This is a genomic window from Brachymonas denitrificans (assembly GCF_907163135.1).
GTDB classification, from domain to species: Bacteria; Pseudomonadota; Gammaproteobacteria; order Burkholderiales; family Burkholderiaceae_C; genus Brachymonas; species Brachymonas denitrificans_A.
In genome coordinates, this window is record NZ_CAJQUA010000001.1 from 522,772 (window position 1) to 544,345 (window position 21,574).

Sequence of the window (21,574 nt, forward strand, 5' to 3'; positions counted from 1 at the left end):
GACGAAACATGGCGAGCACCATGGGAATCAAGGTGGACGATGCCCTGCGCGAACGCATCCGCAATGCGGCGCAGGGCATGGAGCGCACGCCGCACTGGCTGGTGAAGCAGGCCATCGTGCAGTATGTGGAGGCGCTGGAGCGGGGGCAGCAGGTGATTCACCTGACGCACGCAGGCGCTGGCGGCCAGGAAGAGGGGGTGCAACCGGAGGCATCCGCGGCGCCTGAAGAGGTGCAACCTTTCCTGGAGTTTGCCCAGGGCATACTGCCGCAAACGCCGCTGCGCGCCGCCATCACCGCCGCCTGGCATCGCCCGGAACCGGAGTGCCTGCCGGTGCTGCTGCCCATGGCCCGTGCCGATGATGTGCAGCAGGCGGCATCCGTGCAGCGCCTGGCCAGCCAGCTGGTGCAGGGTCTGCGCGATGCGCCGGTAACCAGTGGCGTTGCCGCGCTGGTGCAGGAGTTTTCGCTGTCCAGCCAGGAAGGCGTGGCCCTGATGTGTCTGGCCGAAGCCTTGCTGCGCATCCCTGACCGCGCGACCCGAGATGCGCTGATCCGCGACAAGATCAGCCACGGCGACTGGCGTGCCCATGTGGGCCGTTCGCCGTCCATGTTCGTGAATGCGGCGGCCTGGGGCCTTGTGATTACCGGCAAGCTGACCAGCACCACCAGCGAGAAGAGCCTGTCCGCGGCGCTGACGCGCGTGATCGGCAAGGGCGGCGAGCCGCTGATCCGCCAGGGCGTGCACCGTGCCATGAAGCTGATGGGCGAGCAGTTCGTCACCGGTCAGAACATTGCCGAGGCGCTGGCCAACAGCCGTCCGTTCGAGAAGAAGGGCTTTCGCTACAGCTATGACATGCTGGGCGAGGCAGCGGCGACGGAAGCCGATGCCAAGCGTTATCTGCGTGACTACGAACAGGCCATCCATGCGATTGGCGCCGCATCGGCCGGGCGCGGCATTTTCGAAGGGCCGGGCATTTCGATCAAGCTGTCGGCGCTGCATCCGCGTTACACCCGTGCGCAGTATGACCGCGTGATGGGTGAGCTGCTGCCGCGTGTGCTGCATCTGGCGGAGCTGTGCAAGCGCTACGACATTGGCATGAACATCGATGCGGAAGAGGCGGACCGCCTGGAGCTGTCGCTGGACCTGCTGGAGGCGCTGTGTGCGGCGCCGGCGCTCAAGGGCTGGAACGGCATCGGCTTTGTGGTGCAGGCCTACCAGAAGCGCTGTCCGCAGGTGATCGACTACCTGATCGATCTGGCGCGCCGCACGCGCCGTCGCCTGATGGTGCGGCTGGTGAAGGGCGCCTACTGGGACAGCGAGATCAAGCGCGCCCAGGTGGACGGCATGGCCGGCTATCCGGTGTACACGCGCAAGGTCTATACCGATGTGAGCTATCTGGCCTGTGCGCGCAAGCTGCTGGCGGTGCCGGATGCCATCTATCCGCAATTCGCCACGCACAACGCGCAGTCGCTGGCGGCGATCTACCATATGGCGGGTGCCAATTACTACAGCGGCCAGTACGAATTCCAGTGCCTGCACGGCATGGGCGAGCCGCTGTACGAGCAGGTGACCGGTCTGGTGGGAGACGGCAAACTGGGCCGCCCCTGTCGCATCTATGCACCCGTCGGCAGCCACGAGACACTGCTGGCCTACCTGGTGCGCCGTCTGCTGGAAAACGGTGCCAACACCTCGTTCGTGAACCGCATTGGCGACGCCAGTGTGCCCGTGTCGGAGCTGGTGGCCGATCCGGTGCAGGAAGTGCAGGCTCTGGCCGAAGAGGAGGGCGTGCTGGGCGCACCGCATCCGCGCATTCCGCTGCCGGTGGACCTGTTTGCGGGGCAGGGGGAGCAGGCGCGAGCCAACTCGCGCGGCTTCAACGTGGCGCACGAACAGCAACTGGCTTCGCTGGCTGCCGCATTGCTGCACAGCACGCGGGAAGCACAATACGCCGCGCCGGCCGGCGTGGAAATTCCCGAAGAGCCTGCGCAGTCCGAAGGCTGGCAAGCCGTGCGCAACCCGGCCGATCAGCGTGATACTGTGGGCTGGGTGCATGAAGCCACGGCCGAGCAGGTGGCCGCCGCCGCGAAACGCGCCGCTCTGGCGGTACCGATCTGGGCCGGCACGCCGCCGCAACTGCGTGCCGATGCGCTGCAACGCGCGGCCGATCTGCTGGAGCAGCGCAGCCAAAGTCTCCTCGGCTTGATCATGCGCGAAGCGGGCAAGACGCTGAACAACGCCGTTGCAGAGGTGCGTGAAGCGGTGGATTTCCTGCGTTACTACGGCGTACAGGCTGCAGCACAATTCGACAGCGGCACACACCGTCCGCTCGGGGTAGTGCTGGCCATCAGCCCGTGGAACTTCCCGCTGGCCATCTTCTGCGGCCAGGTCGCTGCCGCACTGGCCGCCGGCAACGCAGTGATCGCCAAGCCTGCCGAGCAGACGCCGCTGACGGCAGCGGCCATGGTCGCCATCCTGCATGAAGCGGGTGTGCCCGAAGATGCCCTGCAACTGATGCCGGGCACTGGCGAAACCGTGGGTGCAGCCCTGGTGGCCAGTCCCGCAGTGGGTGGCGTGATGTTCACTGGCTCGACCGAAGTGGCCCGCATCATCGCGCGCCAACTGGCGCAGCGCCTGTCGCCCAACGGCCAGCCGATTCCGCTGATCGCCGAAACCGGCGGCCAGAATGCCATGGTGGTGGACTCCTCCGCACTGGCCGAGCAGGTGGTGGCCGATGTACTGGCTTCCGCTTTCGACTCCGCCGGCCAGCGCTGCTCGGCCCTGCGCCTGCTGTGCGTGCAGGACGATGTGGCCGATCGCACCGTGGGCATGCTCAAGCAGGCCCTGCAGGAATGGACGCTGGGCAACCCGGACCGCCTGCATACCGATGTGGGCCCGGTGATCGACGCCGAGGCACGCCAGCAGATCGAGGCGCATATCGAGCGCATGGAAGCCGAAGGCCAGACCGTCACGCGCGTGACGCGTGGCGAAGGCCTGGAGCAGGGCCACTTCGTGCGTCCGGCCATCATCGAGCTGGACAGCGTCGAGCGCCTGACGCGTGAAGTGTTCGGCCCGGTGCTGCACGTGCTGCGCTTCAAGCGCGACGAGCTGGATGCGCTGGTGGACGGCATCAACGCCACCGGTTACGGACTGACCTTCTGCGTGCACAGCCGTATCGACGAAACCATCGAGCGCATGACGCAGCGCGTGCATGCCGGCAACCTGTACGTCAACCGCAACCAGATTGGTGCAGTCGTCGGCGTGCAACCCTTTGGCGGCATGGGCCTGTCCGGTACCGGCCCGAAGGCGGGTGGTCCGCTCTATCTGTACCGTCTGGTGCAGGCCAGCGATGCGCATGCCGATCTGGACGCGCTGCCAACACAGACCGCTTCCAAAGGTGCGGAAGCCGCAGCGCAGGAAGGTGCCCTGGCCGCACTGCAGCGCACTATCGCCAACGGCCAGATCACGGGCTTGCCCGCGCACGATCGTGACGCCGCCCTGCAGGCATGCGAGAGCGCCGCCACCGCTTCGCGCCTGGGCTACAGTGAACTGCTGCCCGGCCCGACCGGCGAAAGCAACCGCTACCGTCTGCTGCCGCGGGGCGACGTCTGGGCCATGCCACAGACTGCGCTCGGCCTGGTGCACCAGCTTGCCGCCGCCTATGCCACGGGCAACCATTGCCGCGTCGTGCCGGCGCCGTCGGACGAGGTCACCTCCAGCCTGACCGCGCTGCTGCAGATTCCGGAGCTATCCGGATGGATCGCTGCCGCAAACGCCGATGCCTTGACGGATAATGCCACCCCCATGCAGGCGCTGCTGTTCGAAGGTGACGGCGATGCCCTGCTGGAAGTCGGCATGCGTGTTGCAGCGCGCGACGGCAACCTGGTCCGTATCGACAGCCGCCGCAGCGACGAACTCGCTGCCGGCCATGGCTACACCCTTTCGGCGCTGGTGCACGAACAGAGCATCAGCACGAATACTGCCGCCGCAGGCGGCAACGCCCAGCTCATGACAATGGCCTGAGTCGGCATTTTCCGGTGCACAGCGGTGCGTCCGCCACAAGCGGGCAACCCGCGCCGCTGTGCATCACCCCAAAACAACCTATCCCTCTCCTGGAGACTCCCATGCATCTGAACTGGAGCGACCCCACCACGATCATGTTCGCCATCTACCTGATGGCCATGCTCGGCATCGGCTGGCTTGGCTATGCCAGCACCAAGAACCTGTCCGACTACATCCTGGGCGGCCGCAGTCTCGGCAGCTTCGTCACGGCCCTGTCCGCCGGCGCTTCCGACATGAGTGGCTGGCTGCTGATGGGCCTGCCCGGTGCCATCTACCTGACCGGCCTGTCCGAGTCCTGGATCGCCATCGGCCTGGTCATCGGCGCCTACCTGAACTGGCGCTTCGTTGCCGCGCGCCTGCGCCTGTACACCGAGCGCGCCGGCAACGCCCTGACGCTGCCCGACTACTTCGCCAGCCGCTTCGAGGACAAATCCAACATTCTGCGCATCTTCACCACCCTGGTGATCCTGATCTTCTTCACCATCTACTGCGCCTCGGGCGTGGTGGCCGGTGCGCGCCTGTTCGAGAACATGTTCGGCATGCCCTACGAAACCGCCCTGTGGGTAGGCGCGCTGTGCACCATCGCCTATGTGTTCATCGGCGGCTTCCTGGCCGTGAGCTGGACCGACACCATCCAGGCCTCCATGATGATCACCGCCCTGATCCTGGCGCCCGTCATGGCCTACCTGGCCGTGCAGGGCCAGCTGCAGCCGGGCCAGGACTGGGCGGCCGTGGTGCCGGCCGACAAGTTCGACCTGATGAAGGGCGCCACCGTCACCGGCATCGCTTCGCTGCTGGCCTGGGGCCTGGGCTATTTCGGCCAGCCGCACATCCTCGTGCGCTTCATGGCCGCTTCCTCGGTGGAAACCATCCCCAGCGCCCGCCGCATCAGCATGACCTGGATGATTCTGTGCCTGATGGGCGCCGTGGCCGTCGGCTTCGTCGGCATCCCGTATTTCATTGCCCATCCCGAAGGCGCTGCTGCCGTCAACGCCAACGCCGAAACCGTGTTCATGGAGCTGTCCAAGCAGCTGTTCAACCCCTGGATCGCCGGCGGCCTGCTGGCAGCCATCCTGGCGGCCGTGATGAGCACGCTGTCCTGCCAGCTGCTGGTCTGCTCCAGCGCGCTGACGGAAGACATTTACCGCACCTTCCTGCGCAAGAACGCCTCGCAGAAGGAGCTGGTCTGGATCGGCCGCGCCATGGTGCTGCTGATCGCGCTGGTCGCCATCTTCATCGCGCAGGACCCCAACTCCCGCGTGCTGGGCATGGTGAGCTACGCCTGGGCCGGCTTCGGTGCCGCCTTCGGTCCCATCGTCATCCTGTCGCTGTTCTGGAGCCGCATGACGCGCAACGGCGCACTGGCCGGCATCATCGTCGGCGCTGCTACGGTGCTGGTGTGGAAGCAGTTCGGCTGGTTGGGCCTGTATGAAATCATCCCCGGTTTCATCTTTTCCACCATTGCCATCGTGCTGGTCAGCCGCATGGGTACCCCGTCTGCCAGCATGCTCAAGTCGCATGCCGCCGTGATGGACGAGGCACACCGCATCGGCGTCTGAGTTCCCGCGCTGGTGCTCAACCCGGGCCACACTGCCGACAATCGCGTCGGCAGTGTGGCTTTTTGCTGCACAGAGTAAACAAGGGGTAACCCTCACCGTTTATAATGAGATGCTTCACAGCACACCCGGCGCTTGCCGCGATTCAAGTTCACATGCAGCAACGGTGCTGAGACCGTGCACCCCCCACGAGGGCATGGTGGTTCTTGGGTCAGGCTGGCGTACCGCCTTCCATCTGATCCCGCACCGCTTTACGGAGAACCACGTGCTCTTGTCCCAACAGGCACCCTTTCCTGCCGCCATCCTGGCCCTCGCCGATGGCACCACCTTCACCGGCCACTCCATCGGCGAGCCGGGCAGCACCACTGGCGAAGTGGTCTTCAACACCTCCCTCACCGGCTACCAGGAAATCCTGAGCGACGCCAGCTACTGCCAGCAGATCATCACGCTCACCTATCCGCACATCGGCAACACCGGCACCAACCCCGAAGACGTCGAATCGCACAAGGTGTTCGCCGCCGGCCTGGTGATCCAGAACCTGCCGCTGGTCGCCTCCAACTTCCGCAACACTGCCAGCCTGCAGGACTACCTCAAGGCCAACGGCGTGGTTGCCATTGCCGACATCGACACGCGCCGCCTCACGCGTCACCTGCGCACGCACGGTGCCCAGAGCGGCTGCATCCTGGCGCTGGAGCACAGCGGCACGCCCACCCAGGCAGAAATCGACCAGGCCATTGCCGCCGCCAAGGGCGCACCCAGCATGGCCGGTCTCGACCTGGCCAGGGTAGTGAGCTGCAACACCTCCTATGACTGGACCCAGACCGAGTGGGAACTGGGCGAAGGTTTCGGCCAGCTGGCCGATCCCGACTTCCATGTCGTCGCCTATGACTTCGGCGTCAAGCACAACATCCTGCGCATGCTGTGCGAGCGCGGCTGCAAGGTCACGGTGGTGCCGGCGCAAACGCCCGCCGCCGAGGTGCTGGCCCTGAATCCCGACGGCGTGTTCCTGAGCAACGGCCCCGGCGACCCGCAACCGTGCGATTACGCCATCACCGCCATCCAGCAGATCATGGATGCCGGCGTGCCGATCTTCGGCATCTGCCTGGGTCACCAGTTGCTCGCCCTGGCCAGCGGCGCACAGACCTTCAAGATGAAGTTCGGCCACCACGGCGCCAACCACCCGGTCAAGTGCCTGGAAAGCGGCCGCGTCAGCATCACCAGCCAGAACCACGGTTTTGCCGTCGAAGAAGCCACGCTGCCCGCGCACCTGCGCATCACGCATGTCAGCCTGTTCGACGGCACCGTGCAGGGCCTGGAGCGCACCGACAAGCCTGCCTTCAGCTTCCAGGGTCACCCCGAGGCCTCCTCCGGCCCGCACGACATTTCCAGCCTGTTCGACCGCTTCACCACGCTGATGCGCGAGGGCAAGGTCGCCTGATTGATCTGGAGCAGGGCGTGCCCACCAGGCGGCGCCCCATCCGCGAACGCAAAGATAAAACCACACCATGCCAAAACGTTCAGACATCAAGAGCATTCTCATCATCGGCGCCGGCCCCATCATCATCGGCCAGGCCTGTGAATTCGACTACTCCGGCGTGCAGGCCTGCAAGGCGCTGCGCGAGGAGGGCTACCGCGTCATCCTGATCAACAGCAACCCCGCCACGATCATGACCGACCCGGCCACCGCCGACGTCACCTACATCGAGCCCATCACCTGGAAGACGGTCGAGAAGATCATCGCCAAGGAACGCCCTGACGCCATCCTGCCCACCATGGGCGGCCAGACCGCGCTCAACTGCGCGCTGGACCTGTGGCACAACGGCGTGCTCAACAAGTACAAGGTCGAGCTGATCGGCGCCACGCCCGAAGCGATCGACAAGGCCGAAGACCGCCAGAAATTCAAGGACGCGATGACGCGCATCGGCCTGGGCTCCGCCCGTTCCGGCGTGGCGCACAGCATGCAGGAAGCCTGGGACGTGCAGAAGCACGTCGGCTTCCCGACCATCATCCGCCCCAGCTTCACGCTCGGCGGCACCGGCGGCGGCATTGCCTACAACGCCGAGGAATTCGAGACCATCTGCAAGCGCGGCCTGGAAGCCTCGCCCACCAACGAGCTGCTGATCGAAGAGTCGCTGCTCGGCTGGAAAGAGTACGAGATGGAAGTGGTGCGCGACAAGGCGGACAACTGCATCATCGTCTGCTCGATCGAGAACCTCGATCCCATGGGCGTGCATACCGGCGACTCCATCACCGTCGCACCGGCACAGACGCTGACCGACAAGGAATACCAGATCATGCGCAACGCCTCGCTGGCCGTGCTGCGCGAGATCGGCGTGGATACCGGCGGCTCCAACGTGCAGTTTGCGGTCAACCCCAAGGATGGCCGCATGATCGTGATCGAGATGAACCCGCGCGTGTCGCGTTCTTCCGCACTGGCGTCCAAGGCTACCGGTTTCCCGATTGCCAAGATCGCCGCCAAGCTGGCCGTGGGCTACACCCTGGACGAACTGCGCAACGAGATCACCGGCGGTGCCACCCCCGCATCGTTCGAGCCCTCGATCGACTACGTGGTCACCAAGATCCCGCGCTTCGCCTTCGAGAAATTCCCGGCGGCCGACAACCACCTGACCACCCAGATGAAGTCCGTGGGCGAGGTGATGGCCATGGGTCGCACCTTCCAGGAATCCTTCCAGAAAGCCCTGCGCGGCCTGGAAGTGGGCGTGGACGGCATGAACGAAAAGACCCAGGACCGCGAAACCCTGGAGCGCGAGCTGGGCGAGCCCGGCCCCGAGCGCATCTGGTTCGTGGGTGACGCCTTCGCGGCCGGCTGGAGCGTGGAAGAAGTGCACCAGCTCACCAAGATCGACGTCTGGTTCCTGGTGCAGATCGAGGAAATCGTCAAGATCGAGCTGGCCATCGACAAGCTGTTCGAGGAACAGGGCATCAACGCCCTGAGCGCGCTGGATGCCGACACCCTGCGCATGCTCAAGAAGAAGGGCTTCAGCGACCGTCGCCTGGCCAAGTTGCTGCACACCAGCGAAAAAGCCGTGCGCGATGCGCGCCACGCGCTGAACGTGCGCCCGGTCTACAAGCGCGTCGACACCTGCGCCGCCGAATTCGCGACCGACACCGCCTATATGTACTCCACCTACGAGGAAGAGTGCGAGGCCGAGCCGACCAGCAAGAAGAAGATCATGGTGCTGGGTGGTGGCCCGAACCGCATCGGCCAGGGTATCGAATTCGACTATTGCTGCGTGCATGCCGCACTCGCCATGCGCGAGGACGGCTACGAGACCATCATGGTCAACTGCAACCCCGAGACCGTCTCCACCGACTACGACACCTCCGACCGCCTGTACTTCGAGCCGCTGACCCTGGAAGACGTGCTGGAAATCGTCGACAAGGAAAAACCCACCGGCGTGATCGTGCAGTACGGCGGCCAGACCCCGCTGAAACTGGCGCTGGGCCTGGAAGCTGCCGGCGTGCCCATCATCGGCACCTCGCCCGACATGATCGACGCTGCTGAAGACCGCGAGCGCTTCCAGAAGCTGCTGCACGAACTGAACCTGCTGCAGCCGCCGAACGCCACCGCGCGTACCGAAGCCGAAGCGCTGGAAAAGGCCACCGAGCTGGGCTACCCGCTGGTGGTGCGTCCGAGCTACGTGCTGGGCGGCCGCGCCATGGAAATCGTGCACGAGCAGCGTGACCTGGAGCGCTACATGCGCGAGGCCGTCAAGGTCAGCAACGACTCTCCGGTGCTGCTGGACCGTTTCCTGTCCGACGCCATCGAATGCGACGTGGACTGCGTGCGTGATGCGGCCGGCCGCACCTTCATCGGCGGCGTCATGGAGCACATCGAACAGGCCGGCGTGCACAGCGGTGACTCCGCCTGCTCGCTGCCCCCGTACTACCTGAGCCAGGCCACGGTCGACGAGATCAAGCGTCAGACGCGTGCCATGGCCGAAGCCCTGAACGTGGTCGGCCTGATGAACGTGCAGTTCGCCATCCAGGAAAAGGAACAGGAAGACGGCAGCAAGAAGGACATCATCTACGTGCTGGAAGTGAACCCGCGTGCCAGCCGTACCGTGCCCTTCGTCAGCAAGGCCACCGGTGTGCAACTGGCCAAGGTGGCCGCCCGCTGCATGGCCGGCCAGACGCTGGACCAGCAGGGCATCGGCGAGGAAGTCACGCCGCCGTACTTCAGCGTGAAGGAAGCGGTATTCCCCTTCGTTAAGTTCCCCGGCGTGGACACCATTCTCGGCCCCGAGATGAAATCCACCGGCGAGGTGATGGGCGTGGGCAAGACCTTTGGCGAAGCCTTCCTCAAGGCGCAGATGGGCGCAGGCGAAAAGCTGCCCACCGCCGGCAAGGTGTTCCTGACCGTGAAGAACAGCGATAAGCCGACCGCGATCAAGATCGCCGGCCAGCTGGTCGAGATGGGCTTCACGCTGGTCGCCACGCGCGGCACGGCCAAGGCCATCAACGATGCCGGCATCGCCTGCGACACGGTGAACAAGGTTACCGAAGGCCGCCCGCACGTGGTGGACATGCTGAAGAACGACGAAATCGTCATGGTCATCAACACCGTGGAAGAGCGCCGCAACGCCATCGCCGACAGCCGTGCCATCCGTACCAGTTCGCTGGCTGCGCGCGTCACCACCTACACCACCATTGCCGGCGCCGAAGCCGTGGTGGAAGGCATGCGCTATGCCGACAAGCTCGGCGTGATCTCCGTGCAGGAAATGCACGGCATGCTCACGGCTTGACGCTACAACCAAATCGGGCATAATTTGCCCGTTGACTGCCGCCGGGACGCAAGACCCGGCGGTTTCGCTTTTCTGGACGAGACATTTCCCTCAATAACATGACAACGACCATCCCGATTACCGTCAAGGGCGCCGAGAAACTGAAGGCCGAACTGCACAAACTCAAGACCAAGGACCGGCCCGACGTCATCGCAGCCATCGCCGAAGCGCGTTCGCATGGCGACCTGAGCGAGAACGCCGAATACGAGGCCGCCAAGGACCGCCAGGGCTTCATCGAGGGCCGCATCAAGGAAATCGAAGGCAAGCTGACGGCTGCCAAGGTGATCGACCCCGCCACGCTGGATGCCGGCGGCAAGGTGGTGTTCGGCGCCACGGTCGACCTGGAAGACGAAGACTCCGGCAACGCCGTCACCTACCAGATCGTGGGCGAGGACGAGGCCGACCTGAAACTGGGCCTGATCAACGTCGGCAGCCCCATCGCCCGAGCCCTGATCGGCAAGGAAGAGGGCGACACGGCCGAAGTGCAGGCCCCGGGCGGCGTGCGCCGTTACGAAATCACCGGCGTGCGCTACCTCTGATACGGAGCACGCCATGAGCCCGCGCCAGCACGTCATCAGCTCCCTCCTGGCAGCTCTGTGGCTGGGCAGCCTGTCGGCGATCGGCTTCATGGCCGTGCCGCTGCTGTTCGCCCACCTGCCCACCCCGTCCATGGCCGGCACCATGGCGGCGCGCCTGTTTGCGGCGCAGGGCTGGGTGTCCATCCTGAGTGTCCTGCTGCTGGTGATGCTGTTTCGTAGCCGGCTGCGCGATTTTTCCGAAAAGCGCTATGAAGCGGGGCAGGGCGTCACGCTGGACAACATCCAGCGCCCCGACATGCTGTATTTCGGTCTGCTGATCGCGGGCCTGCTGCTGGCGCTGTTGCTGCAGCTGGTGGCGGCCCCGCGCATCGAGATGCGCCAGAACCTGGCGCTCTGGCACAGCGTGGGCACAGTATTCTATGTAGGCCAGTGGCTGTGTGCGCTGGTCTGCGTGATCCGCCTGGCGCAACGCAAGGTGTGATTCCTCAGCGTGCGCGAGGCCTGGGCCGCTGCAGCGGAGTCAGCTCGCGTGTGCTGGCTTCTCCGTGCTGCAGAATGGCAAAAGTGGCCGTTTGTCCCGGAGTGAGCGCAGCCACGGTATCCAGCAGTTCCTGCACGTTGTGAATGGCTGTGCCGTTCACGGACGTGATGATGTCTCCTGGCTTCAGCCCGGCCTTGGCTGCCGGCCCGCCTTGCACCACGCCGGTGATGATTACGCCTTCATTCTCCCGCGCCTTGAAGGTGGCGGCGATCTCGGCGGTGATGTCGCTCGGCTCCACCCCGATCCAGCCGCGCCGCACTTCGCCTGCGGTGATGATGCTGTCGAGCACATGCTTGGCCGTGCTGGTAGGCGTGGCAAACCCGATGCCCATGTAGCCGCCGGTACGTGAATAGATGGCGGTGTTGATGCCGACCAGATTCCCGTGGATGTCCACCAGCGCACCACCCGAATTGCCGGGGTTGATGGCCGCGTCGGTCTGGATGAAGTTCTCGAAGGTATTGATGCCCAGCTGGCTGCGCCCCAGCGCGCTCACGATCCCGCTGGTCACGGTCTGGCCCACGCCGAACGGGTTGCCGATGGCCAGCACCGGATCACCCACCTGCAGGCTGGCCGAATCGCCCAGCGTGATGGCAGGCACATTGGCCAGGTCGAGCTTCAGCACCGCCAGATCGGTATCCGGATCGGTGCCAACGACGGTTGCCGCGCCTCGGCGACCGTCATTCAGCTGCACTTCGATGCTTTGTGCGTCTTCCACCACGTGGTTGTTGGTGAGGATATAGCCTTCCGCGCTCACCAGCACGCCGCTGCCAACGCCGGAGAACATGTCCTCATCCTGCTCCGGACTGCGCGGCGTGTTGGCACGTCGCGCTGCTTCCTGCTGGGAGCGCTCGTCGGGGTTGGTGATGATGCTGACCACGGCAGGAGCGGCCTGCCGTGCGGCGGAACGCAGCGTTTCCGTCTGGGTGCTCGGCACCGGCTTGTCGCTCGGCGGTGCTTCCAGCACGGTCACGCTCTTCAGGTCGGGGGCGGGTCGCTTGAGCCATTGCGGCTGCATGGCTGCGATCACGAAGTAAACCGCAAGCGCGGCGGTCACAACCTGCGAGAATAGCAACCACAATCGTTTCATGGCTTGGATTGTCGCCGAAATCGTGGCGCATCTCCGCATGGCCGGCGAGTTTCCCATTACAGAACCCCATTTGTCACCATGTTGCGCAACGACTTGCTTCAGTCCCTCGACTCCACGCTGCAACCGCAGCTTTTCCGCGACTATGGTCCGAATGGCCTGCAGGTCGAGGGCAAGCCCGACATTGGCCGCCTGGTGACCGGCGTCACGGCCAGCCGCGCCCTGATCGAAGCGGCCGTCGAGGCCGACGCGGATGCGATCCTGGTCCATCACGGCCTCTTCTGGCGCGGCCAGGATGGCCGGGTCACCGGCTGGATGAAGCAGCGCCTGGCCCTGCTGCTGGCGCACGACATCAACCTGCTTGCCTACCACTTGCCGCTGGATGCCCATCCCGAGCTTGGCAACAACGCGCAGCTGGCCAGGCGCCTCGGATTCGAGGCGGACGGCCGCACGGGCGATCAGGACATGGTATTTCTGGGCAAGCCGGCGGGGCCGGAGTTTGCATCTGCTTCTGCACTGGCTTCCCATGTCGAACACGTGCTGCAACGGCCCGTTACGCTGGTCGACGGGGGGACGGTACGCCCGATCCGCCGCCTGGCCTGGTGCAGCGGCGGGGCACAGGGCTATTTCGAGGCGGCCATTGCCGCCGGGGCGGACGCCTTCCTGACGGGCGAGCTGTCCGAGCCCCAGGCCCACTATGCCCGCGAGTGCGGCGTGGCGTTTCTGGCCTGCGGCCACCATGCCACCGAGCGCTATGGCGTGTCTGCGCTGGGCGAGGAACTGGCCCGCCGCCATGGTCTGGTCCACACCTTCATCGACATCGACAATCCGGCATGACCCAGACAGCCTTTTCCCGGCCCATCGCGCTGAGCATGGGCGACCCGGCCGGCATCGGCCCCGAAATCATCATCGATGCCTTCGTGCGCGAGCCCGGGTTGATGCAGCCCTGCATTGTCGTGGGCGACCTGCAGGTGATGCAGCGTGCGGCGCAGCTCTACCAGACCGTGCACCCCGGGTCGGCTGTTCCGCTGCCTGTTGCAGTGCCCGGTTGGGAGGCGGCTGTGCCGGAGGGCCGTGCCGGCGTCCGGATCCTGCAGGGGTGTACTAGCCCCGCGACGCTGCCGCGTTTCGGCGAAGTGCAGCAGGAGGCCGGGCGCATGGCGGCGGACTGCATCGTGCTCGGCGCGCGCGCAGCGCTGCAGGGTCAGGCCGCAGCGCTGGTCACTGCGCCCATCCACAAGGAGGCGCTATCCCTGGCAGGCATTGCCCATCCGGGGCATACCGAGATGCTGCAGGCGCTGGCGGCAGACCATGCGGGAGTCGGCGTGGGCGCCATGCCGGTGCGCATGATGCTCGCCAACCCGGAATTGCGCACGGTGCTCAACAGCATCCACCTCAGTCTGCGCAGCGCCATCGCTGCCGTGCAGGTCGACCAGATTCTGCAGACCATCCGCATTACCGACGCCTTCCTGCGTTGCACCGCGCTCGGCAGGCTCAGGGCGCCCCGCATCGCACTGGCGGGCCTCAACCCGCACGCAGGGGAGGGTGGCCTGTTCGGCGACGAGGAGCTCACTGCCATCATTCCGGCGCGCGACGCTGCACGGGCCGAGGGCATCAGCGTGAGCGGCCCGTATCCGCCGGACACGGTGTTCATGCAGGCGCGCCACCATGCCCATGATCCGTTGCCGTTTTGCGACGCTGTCATCGCCATGTATCACGACCAGGGCTTGATCCCTGTCAAGTATCTTGGCGTCGAGCATGGCGTCAACGTGACGCTCGGCTTGCCGCTGATTCGCACAAGCCCGGATCACGGCACTGCCTTCGACCTGGCCGGCAAGGCCTGCGCCGACAGTACCAGCCTGCGCGAAGCGGTGCGCATGGCGGTGGATCTGACGCAAGCGGCCTGAGGCACAGGCGGTTGCCACGGCAAGGGCTGTCTGCTGCGGACAAGACAAAACCCCTTGTCCGCCAGCGGCAGCACAAGGGGTTCGGGGGCGGCATATCCATGCCGCCAGGGTCATGGGCCGCTTACTTCTTCAGGCTGTCGCGGATTTCACGCAGCAGCACGACTTCTTCTGCGGGAGCCTCCTTGGAAGCAGGCGTCTCGCGCTTGAGGCGGTTGATCTGCTTGACCATCAGGAAGATCACGAAGGCCAGGATCAGGAAGTTGATCAGGATGGTGATGAAGTTGCCGTAGGCAAACACCGGCACGCCCGCTTTCTGCAGGGCTTCCAGGTTATTGGGGACGCCTGCCGGAATCGTGCCCAGAACCGCGTACATGTTGGAGAAGTCGATCTTGCCCACGACCGAGGAGATGACCGGCATGATCACGTCCTTGACCAGCGAATCGACGATTTTGCCGAATGCGGCGCCGATGATGACACCAACGGCCAGATCAATCGCATTGCCCTTGACCGCAAACTCCTTGAATTCCTGCAGCATTCCCATTTGATTGACTCCAGTCAGTGCTTGTTTGAATGGCACGAGTATTCCATAAAAATATGGTGCAGACACGTCAGGCTACATTGAATAACAGTCTGTCACTCGGATACAATGAATAGGTTAAACCCTGTTGTGAACAAGCGTAACAACGCGTTGTGAGGAATCCCTATGAGTGATACACCAGTGGACGCCAGTAAACGTACCTGGCTGATTGCATCGAGCTGCGTCGGTGCAGCGGGCGTGGCGGGCGTTGCCGTACCCCTCGTGAGCAGCTTCCAGCCGTCTGAACTGGCCAAGGCAGCAGGCGCTGCGGTTGAAGTCGACATCTCGGCCCTGAAACCCGGCGAAAAGATCACCGTCGAATGGCGCGGCAAGCCGGTGTGGATCATGAAGCGCACGCCCGAGCAGCTGGCTACCCTGAAGAAGGTCGACGCCGAAGTGGCCGATCCCAAGTCCGAGCGCAACAACATTCCCACGCCCGAATATGCCAAGAACCAGTGGCGTTCGCGCAAGGAAGACATCTTCGTTGCCATCGGCATCTGCACGCACCTGGGTTGCTCTCCTTCCGACAAGCTCACGCCCGGCCCTCAGCCTTCCCTGCCCGACAACTGGCAGGGCGGCTTCCTGTGCCCCTGCCACGGCTCCACGTTCGACCTGGCCGGCCGCGTGTTCAAGAACAAGCCGGCTCCGGACAACCTGGAGATCCCTCCGTACATGTACCTGTCCGACACGCGCCTGCTGATCGGCGAAGACAAGAAGGCTTGAGGTGACACAACATGGCTGAATTCAAGGAAATCTCCCCCAACGCGCCGACCGGCGCCAAGGTCATGAACTGGTTCGAGAACCGGCTGCCTTCGGCGTTCTATATCTACAAGCGCGACATGGCCGAGTACTTCGCGCCAAAGAACTTCAACTGGTGGTACATCTTCGGCTCGCTGGCCATGCTGGTGCTGGTGATCCAGATCGTCACCGGCATCTTCCTGGTGATGCACTACAAGCCGGATGCGCGTTTCGCCTTCGCTTCCGTCGAATACATCATGCGTGATGTCCCGGCAGGGTGGTGGATCCGCTACACGCACTCCACCGGCGCTTCCGCCTTCTTCGTGGTGGTCTATCTGCACATGTTCCGTGGCCTGCTGTACGGTTCCTACCGCAAGCCGCGCGAACTGGTGTGGCTGTTCGGCTGCGGCATCTTCCTGGCGCTGATGGCCGAAGCCTTCATGGGTTACCTGCTGCCCTGGGGCCAGATGTCCTACTGGGGCGCTCAGGTGATCGTGAACCTGTTCTCCGCCATCCCCTTCATCGGTCCTGACCTGGCCCTGCTGATCCGTGGCGACTACGTGGTGAGCGACGCTACCCTGAACCGCTTCTTCAGCTTCCACGTCATCGCTGTTCCGCTGGTGCTGATCGGCCTGGTGGTTGCCCACCTGATGGCGCTGCACGACGTCGGCTCCAACAACCCCGACGGCATCGAGATCAAGCAAGGCCCGAAAGGCAACCGCTGGTCTGCCACGGCTCCGGCTGACGGCGTTCCGTTCCACCCCTACTACACGGTGCACGACATCTTCGGCGTGGCCCTGTTCCTGATCGTGTTCTCCGCCGTGGTGTTCTTCGCTCCCGAAATGGGCGGCTACTTCCTGGAGTTCAACAACTTCATCCCGGCTGACCCGCTGACGACGCCGCTGCACATCGCTCCGGTCTGGTACTTCACGCCGTTCTACTCCATGCTGCGTGCCATCACGACGGAAATGGTGTACGTGCTGATGGCCATCGCCCTGCTGGGTGCGCTGTTCGCCGTGGTCAAGCTGCGCCTGTCTGCCATTGCCAAGATGGTGGTGCTGGGTGCTGCAGTGGTGGCCTGCCTGCTGCTGTACTTCATCGATGCCAAGTTCTGGGGTGTGGTGGCCATGGGTGGTGCTGTCGTCATCCTGTTCTTCCTGCCCTGGCTGGACCACAGCCCGGTCAAGTCGCTGCGCTACCGCCCGACCTGGCACATGTGGCTGTATGTGGTGTTCGTGATCAACTTCCTGATTCTGGCCTACCTGGGCACCCTGGCTCCGTTCCCCGTGGGCGAGCGTGTCTCCCAGATCGGTACGCTGTTCTACTTCGGCTTCTTCCTGCTGATGCCGTGGTGGAGCCAGCTGGGTGAGCCCAAGCCGGTCCCGGAACGCGTCACCTTCAAGCCCCACTGATCAGACGCACAGGAGAATCCAACAATGAAAAAATTCAAGCAAATCATTGCAGGTCTGCTGTGCACGGCCGGCCTGCTGGGTGCAACGGCCAGCCTGGCCGCAGGTGGTGGTGCAGTCAAGTGGGACAAGGCTCCGGTTGACGTCTCCAACCTGCCGTCCCTGCAGAACGGCGTCAAGCTGTTTGCCAACTACTGCCTGAACTGCCACTCTGCGGCCTTCATGCGCTACAACCGTCTGCAGGACATCGGCCTGACCGAGCAGCAGATCAAGGACAACCTGCTGTTCTCCGACAAGAAGATCGGTGAAACCATGGAAGTGGCCATGACGCCCAAGCAGGGCAAGACCTGGTTCGGCACCACCCCGCCCGACCTGACGCTGATCGCACGTTCGCGTGCCGGCGCCGGTGGCAGCGGTGCAGACTACCTGTACACCTACATGCGTGGCTTCTACCGCGATCCCGCCAGCCAGACCGGCTGGAACAACGTGGTGTTCAACAACGTCGCCATGCCGCACGTGCTGTGGGAACTGCAGGGCGAGCGCAAGCCCGTCTTCCAGGTGAAGAAGGAAGGCGAGCGCGAAACCCATGTGTTCACGGGCAAGTGGGAACAGGTCACGCCTGGCACCATGGAGCCGGCCCTGTATGATCAGGCCGTTGGCGATCTGGTGAACTACCTGCAGTGGATGGGCGAGCCGGCCCAGAAATCCCGCAAGACGATCGGTGCGATCGTGCTGGCTTTCCTGGCAGTGTTCGCCTACGCCGCCTGGCGTCTGAATGCCGCTTACTGGAAAGACGTCAAGTAAGCCCCTGGGCATTCGTTAGCATATGTGTCCGCGGTTTCGCGGACCTTCCAGAGTGGGCATACTTCAGGTGCCCACTCTTTTACTTTTTGTGCGCCCGCGTTGCGGCGGGCTGCTGATGGAGTTTGCAACATGATGGTTTTGTACTCGGGAACGACCTGCCCCTTCTCTCACCGCTGCCGCTTCGTGCTGTTCGAGAAGGGCATGGACTTTGAAATCCGCGACGTCGACCTGTACAACAAGCCGGAAGACATCAGCGTGATGAACCCGTACGGCCAGGTGCCGATCCTGGTCGAGCGCGACCTGATCCTGTACGAATCCAACATCATCAACGAGTACATCGACGAGCGCTTCCCGCATCCGCAGCTGATGCCGGGTGATCCGGTGGATCGCGCGCGCGTGCGCCTGTTCCTGCTCAACTTCGAGAAGGAGCTGTTCACGCACGTGTCCGTGCTCGAGAACCGCACGATCAAGGGCAACGACAAGGCGCTGGAAAAATCCCGCGCCCAGATTCGTGACCGCCTGACGCAGCTGGCGCCCGTGTTCCTCAAGAACAAGTACATGCTGGGCGACAACTTCTCCATGCTGGACGTGGCCATCGCTCCGCTGCTCTGGCGCCTGGACTACTACGGTATCGAGCTGAGCAAGAACGCCTCTCCGCTGCTGAAGTATGCCGAGCGCATCTTCTCCCGTCCGGCCTACATCGAGGCGCTGACGCCGTCCGAGAAGGTGATGCGCCGCTAAGGAGGCAAGCGCCATGTCCGAAGCACTCACGTCCACCCGTCCGTACATGATCCGTGCCTGGCACGAATGGTGTTCGGACAATGGCCTCACGCCTTATCTGCTGGTCAAGGTTGACCATACGGTTGCCGTTCCGCGCGAGTTCGTGCAAGACGGCGAGATCGTGCTCAACGTCGGCATGGATGCCACTGGCGGCCTAAGCCTGGGCAACGACGAAATCCGCTTCAAGGCCCGGTTCTCGGGCAAGGTGCGCGAGATCATTGTGCCGGTGGAGCGGGTTCAGGCAATCTATGCGCGGGAGACCGGGCAGGGCATGGGCTTCGAAGTACTGGAGCAGGATGGGGCGGGAGAGCCCATCGAGGCTGCGGAAGTAGGTGAGGCAGCCACGCCTGCGCCCGATCCGGCGGCAGCACCGCGGGCCGGGTTATCGGTGGTCGGCAAGTCCGAGGCCGAGGGGCCGTCGGACGCTGAGCCTGGCGGGCTGCCGACGGCTGCCGGGACGGCTGCGGCAGAAAGGTCGGCAACAGAGAAGGCACCCGTGAAGCCCGGCAAGGGCAGCACGCTCCGCGTCGTGAAGTAAGTGCATGTTCCCTCTGTTTTTCTGCATATAATGCACGCTTCGCCGGTTTAGCTCAGTTGGTAGAGCACCCGCCTTGTAAGCGGTAGGTCGTCAGTTCGAATCCGACAACCGGCACCAATTTACAATTCGATGGGCTTCAAGGAAGTCCGTTTACAGGCCAGTCTCCCGAGGGAACTGGCCTTTTTGTTGTCCGGTAAGCTGCGGCACACTAAACTGACATCCAATAGGATTGTTGGTATCGCTGTTGGCACTTCCCTACGGAGGGGGTCGCAAGTACCAACAGAACAGGTACCAACAGGAGGCCGCAATGTCATTGACCCCCGCCAAGGTGAAGAACCACGTATGGAGTGGAGCCCGCAAGTTTGACAAGCTGCCGGACGGCAATGGGCTGTGGCTGTTCGTTGGGGCAGCTGGCAAGTACTGGCGCATGCCGTACCGCTTCAACGGCAAGCAGCTCACCTATTCCATTGGCGTGTACCCAGAAGTCACGCTCGCAGAAGCCAGGGCCGCAAGGGATGCAGCCAAGAGGGAATTGGCCCAAGGGCTCGATCCTGGCCAGCAGAAGCGCATCCGCAAGCTGCAGAGGTACGAGGAGTCGGGCAACACCTTCCAGGCAGTGGCAAAGCGCTGGTTTGATCAATGGGCCGTGGACAAGGCAGAGGGCACCAAGGCGGCCAAGTGGAAGCGCCTGGAGCAGGACGTGTTCCCGCACTTCGGTTCGCTGCCGATCAGGGAGGTGACGACTCCCATGGTGGTGACCGCGGTGAAAACCGTGAACAAGCGCGGCGCCAGGGACGTGGCAGAGCGCATCCTCAACACTTGCGCGCAGGTGTTCCGCTACGCCGTTGCCCACAGTGATGCAGATCGCAACCCGGCGGTGGATGTGAGGCCTGCGGACATCCTGCCTGTTCACACGGTAAAGCACTTCGCCCGGGTGACAGAGCAGGGCCTGCCGGATCTTCTGCGGGCCGTGTACGGCTACTCTGGCCGCGGGGAGTGGCAGACCAGCTATGCGCTGCAGCTGCTGTGCCTGACGTTCGTACGCACGAGCGAGCTGATCGGCGGCCGGTGGGAAGAAGTCGATTGGGAGAATGCCCGCTGGACCATCCCTGCTGAGCGCATGAAGAAGGTGCGGGGCAGGCCGATGACCGATCACGTGGTGCCGCTGTGCTCCCAGGCGCTGGAGGTGCTGCGCAAGCTCCAGCAGATGCATGGTCACAGGGAATTCATCTTCTACAGCCAGCGCAGCGCCAGCCGGCACATGAGCGACGGCACCATGCTGCAGGCGCTGCATCGGATGGGCTACAAGGGAATCATGACTGGCCACGGGTACCGGGGGCTGGCTACCACCATTCTGGTCGAGCATGGCTTCCCCATCGAGTTGGTGGATCTGCAGCTATCCCACAAGGAGCGCAACAAGGTGCGGGCGGCCTACAACGATGCCGTTCACCTGCCCAAACGCGCTGAACTGATGCAGTGGTGGGGCGATTACGTCGCGACCTGCACGGCCGAGAACATCATCATGATGCCCAAGCGGGCGGCGGCCTGACCAGGTGAAACACGGGGCGGTACACCAACAGGGCTGTATCAGTACACTGGTTTTGTCTTATATACTAACTTTTTTCTTATTTATTTTATATTTCAAAGAAAAATGCAGGCATTTATATTTGGTGTCGATGCCTGTTATTTTTGAAAGTGGCCCATGTGGTACCCCCGCAAACCCCTGAAACCTCATGGTGCCGGGGTCAGTGCGTGCCCGGGCGATGGTAGCATTACAAATAATTACTCGGAGGCGCTCATGCAAAGATTCAGTTACTTGCTATTTGTGGTTTTGATCGCAGCATTCCTTGGTGGTTGTGCGCATCCGAATTTTGCTGGACTTGAAGGCAACGCGCTTAATTCTCGATATGGCCTGGAAGACAAGCGAAAGGCGGTTTTGGCAATCAAGGTTACCGATACCGTGCCTTCGAACGCTGCGGAGCAGCGGAAACTCTGGACGCAAAGATGTCACCAATATCTGACCTCTGAGCGTCCTTCGGAAGACACTCTCAAGGACGACTTGATCATGGCCGCGTACGCTCAAGGCTATGACGGGCTCACAGGCTTTTCCTATTCGACAGAGAGCGGGCTGTTGCGAAACTGTTGGACCGTTCACAAGGCAAGCGCAACTGCGTTCAAGCTGCCAGGCGCAAAGTAACAGGTCGGTTGGGGCCGTGTCGAACGCACTGAACCTCC

The 21,574-nt window shown here is 63.6% G+C and carries 17 protein-coding genes and 1 tRNA gene; 16 read left to right on the top strand and 2 right to left on the bottom strand.

Annotation, left to right across the window (positions count from 1 at the left end; all coding sequences use genetic code 11):
• Positions 1 to 8: 8 nt before the first annotated feature.
• From putA to KKQ75_RS02475, 6 genes are all read left to right on the top strand, one after another.
• Positions 9 to 4,022: a trifunctional transcriptional regulator/proline dehydrogenase/L-glutamate gamma-semialdehyde dehydrogenase gene (gene putA / locus KKQ75_RS02450; RefSeq protein ID WP_213359961.1), complete on the top strand. Its 4,014-nt coding sequence runs from the start codon at positions 9 to 11 to the stop codon at positions 4,020 to 4,022.
• Positions 4,023 to 4,123: 101 nt separating this feature from the next.
• Positions 4,124 to 5,620, top strand: coding sequence for a sodium/proline symporter PutP (putP, locus tag KKQ75_RS02455; RefSeq protein WP_213359962.1), 1,497 nt, complete (start codon positions 4,124 to 4,126; stop codon positions 5,618 to 5,620).
• Between the two features lie 262 nt (positions 5,621 to 5,882).
• Complete coding sequence (carA, locus tag KKQ75_RS02460; protein WP_213359977.1) at positions 5,883 to 7,055, top strand: glutamine-hydrolyzing carbamoyl-phosphate synthase small subunit; 1,173 nt, start codon at positions 5,883 to 5,885, stop codon at positions 7,053 to 7,055.
• A gap of 67 nt (positions 7,056 to 7,122) precedes the next feature.
• Positions 7,123 to 10,383: a carbamoyl-phosphate synthase large subunit gene (gene carB / locus KKQ75_RS02465; RefSeq protein ID WP_213359987.1), complete on the top strand. Its 3,261-nt coding sequence runs from the start codon at positions 7,123 to 7,125 to the stop codon at positions 10,381 to 10,383.
• A gap of 98 nt (positions 10,384 to 10,481) precedes the next feature.
• Positions 10,482 to 10,961 (top strand): transcription elongation factor GreA, encoded by a 480-nt coding sequence (gene greA, locus KKQ75_RS02470; RefSeq protein WP_213359990.1) that lies wholly within the window; start codon positions 10,482 to 10,484, stop codon positions 10,959 to 10,961.
• Positions 10,962 to 10,974: 13 nt separating this feature from the next.
• Positions 10,975 to 11,442, top strand: coding sequence for a DUF4149 domain-containing protein (locus tag KKQ75_RS02475; protein WP_213359993.1), 468 nt, complete (start codon positions 10,975 to 10,977; stop codon positions 11,440 to 11,442).
• A 4-nt stretch (positions 11,443 to 11,446) separates the two neighbouring features.
• Here the strand turns inward: KKQ75_RS02475 and KKQ75_RS02480 are convergent, their stop codons facing one another.
• Positions 11,447 to 12,589, bottom strand: coding sequence for a S1C family serine protease (locus KKQ75_RS02480; protein ID WP_213359996.1), 1,143 nt, complete (start codon positions 12,587 to 12,589; stop codon positions 11,447 to 11,449).
• Positions 12,590 to 12,667: 78 nt separating this feature from the next.
• Here KKQ75_RS02480 and KKQ75_RS02485 point away from each other — a divergent pair, with 78 nt between their 5' ends.
• The gene (locus tag KKQ75_RS02485; protein ID WP_213359999.1) at positions 12,668 to 13,423 is read left to right on the top strand and encodes a Nif3-like dinuclear metal center hexameric protein; all 756 of its coding nucleotides are present in this window, start codon (positions 12,668 to 12,670) and stop codon (positions 13,421 to 13,423) included.
• On the top strand, positions 13,420 to 14,493 hold the full coding sequence (gene pdxA / locus KKQ75_RS02490) for a 4-hydroxythreonine-4-phosphate dehydrogenase PdxA (RefSeq protein ID WP_213360001.1): 1,074 nt from the start codon (positions 13,420 to 13,422) through the stop codon (positions 14,491 to 14,493). The genes KKQ75_RS02485 and pdxA overlap by 4 nt, the downstream gene beginning before the upstream one ends.
• 121 nt (positions 14,494 to 14,614) lie before the next feature.
• Here the strand turns inward: pdxA and mscL are convergent, their stop codons facing one another.
• Entirely contained in the window at positions 14,615 to 15,034 is a 420-nt protein-coding gene (gene mscL / locus KKQ75_RS02495) for a large conductance mechanosensitive channel protein MscL (RefSeq protein WP_213360003.1), read from the bottom strand.
• Positions 15,035 to 15,196: 162 nt separating this feature from the next.
• Here mscL and petA point away from each other — a divergent pair, with 162 nt between their 5' ends.
• From petA to KKQ75_RS02535, 8 genes are all read left to right on the top strand, one after another.
• On the top strand, positions 15,197 to 15,793 hold the full coding sequence (petA, locus tag KKQ75_RS02500) for a ubiquinol-cytochrome c reductase iron-sulfur subunit (protein ID WP_213360005.1): 597 nt from the start codon (positions 15,197 to 15,199) through the stop codon (positions 15,791 to 15,793).
• An 11-nt stretch (positions 15,794 to 15,804) separates the two neighbouring features.
• Positions 15,805 to 17,220 carry a cytochrome b gene (locus tag KKQ75_RS02505; protein WP_213360009.1) on the top strand — a complete coding sequence of 472 codons (1,416 nt, stop codon included), beginning with the start codon at positions 15,805 to 15,807 and terminating at the stop codon, positions 17,218 to 17,220.
• Positions 17,221 to 17,244: 24 nt separating this feature from the next.
• Complete coding sequence (locus tag KKQ75_RS02510; protein ID WP_213360011.1) at positions 17,245 to 18,021, top strand: cytochrome c1; 777 nt, start codon at positions 17,245 to 17,247, stop codon at positions 18,019 to 18,021.
• A 129-nt stretch (positions 18,022 to 18,150) separates the two neighbouring features.
• Complete coding sequence (locus KKQ75_RS02515) at positions 18,151 to 18,762, top strand: glutathione S-transferase N-terminal domain-containing protein (protein WP_091816992.1); 612 nt, start codon at positions 18,151 to 18,153, stop codon at positions 18,760 to 18,762.
• 13 nt (positions 18,763 to 18,775) lie between these two features.
• On the top strand, positions 18,776 to 19,339 hold the full coding sequence (locus KKQ75_RS02520) for a ClpXP protease specificity-enhancing factor (RefSeq protein ID WP_213360014.1): 564 nt from the start codon (positions 18,776 to 18,778) through the stop codon (positions 19,337 to 19,339).
• Between the two features lie 41 nt (positions 19,340 to 19,380).
• Positions 19,381 to 19,456: transfer RNA gene (locus KKQ75_RS02525), tRNA-Thr, on the top strand.
• A gap of 190 nt (positions 19,457 to 19,646) precedes the next feature.
• Positions 19,647 to 20,888 carry a tyrosine-type recombinase/integrase gene (locus tag KKQ75_RS02530; RefSeq protein WP_213360015.1) on the top strand — a complete coding sequence of 414 codons (1,242 nt, stop codon included), beginning with the start codon at positions 19,647 to 19,649 and terminating at the stop codon, positions 20,886 to 20,888.
• Between the two features lie 249 nt (positions 20,889 to 21,137).
• Positions 21,138 to 21,536 (top strand): hypothetical protein, encoded by a 399-nt coding sequence (locus tag KKQ75_RS02535; RefSeq protein ID WP_213360016.1) that lies wholly within the window; start codon positions 21,138 to 21,140, stop codon positions 21,534 to 21,536.
• The last annotated feature ends 38 nt before the right edge of the window (positions 21,537 to 21,574 follow it).

Coding starts and splice junctions, on each gene's coding strand:
- putA (WP_213359961.1), top strand. CDS start 9: ATGGCGAGCACCATGGGAATCAAGGTGGACGATGCCCTGCGCGAACGC.
- putP (WP_213359962.1), top strand. CDS start 4,124: ATGCATCTGAACTGGAGCGACCCCACCACGATCATGTTCGCCATCTAC.
- carB (WP_213359987.1), top strand. CDS start 7,123: ATGCCAAAACGTTCAGACATCAAGAGCATTCTCATCATCGGCGCCGGC.
- greA (WP_213359990.1), top strand. CDS start 10,482: ATGACAACGACCATCCCGATTACCGTCAAGGGCGCCGAGAAACTGAAG.
- KKQ75_RS02475 (WP_213359993.1), top strand. CDS start 10,975: ATGAGCCCGCGCCAGCACGTCATCAGCTCCCTCCTGGCAGCTCTGTGG.
- KKQ75_RS02480 (WP_213359996.1), bottom strand. CDS start 12,589: ATGAAACGATTGTGGTTGCTATTCTCGCAGGTTGTGACCGCCGCGCTT.
- KKQ75_RS02485 (WP_213359999.1), top strand. CDS start 12,668: ATGTTGCGCAACGACTTGCTTCAGTCCCTCGACTCCACGCTGCAACCG.
- pdxA (WP_213360001.1), top strand. CDS start 13,420: ATGACCCAGACAGCCTTTTCCCGGCCCATCGCGCTGAGCATGGGCGAC.
- mscL (WP_213360003.1), bottom strand. CDS start 15,034: ATGGGAATGCTGCAGGAATTCAAGGAGTTTGCGGTCAAGGGCAATGCG.
- petA (WP_213360005.1), top strand. CDS start 15,197: ATGAGTGATACACCAGTGGACGCCAGTAAACGTACCTGGCTGATTGCA.
- KKQ75_RS02505 (WP_213360009.1), top strand. CDS start 15,805: ATGGCTGAATTCAAGGAAATCTCCCCCAACGCGCCGACCGGCGCCAAG.
- KKQ75_RS02510 (WP_213360011.1), top strand. CDS start 17,245: ATGAAAAAATTCAAGCAAATCATTGCAGGTCTGCTGTGCACGGCCGGC.
- KKQ75_RS02515 (WP_091816992.1), top strand. CDS start 18,151: ATGATGGTTTTGTACTCGGGAACGACCTGCCCCTTCTCTCACCGCTGC.
- KKQ75_RS02520 (WP_213360014.1), top strand. CDS start 18,776: ATGTCCGAAGCACTCACGTCCACCCGTCCGTACATGATCCGTGCCTGG.
- KKQ75_RS02530 (WP_213360015.1), top strand. CDS start 19,647: ATGTCATTGACCCCCGCCAAGGTGAAGAACCACGTATGGAGTGGAGCC.
- KKQ75_RS02535 (WP_213360016.1), top strand. CDS start 21,138: ATGCAAAGATTCAGTTACTTGCTATTTGTGGTTTTGATCGCAGCATTC.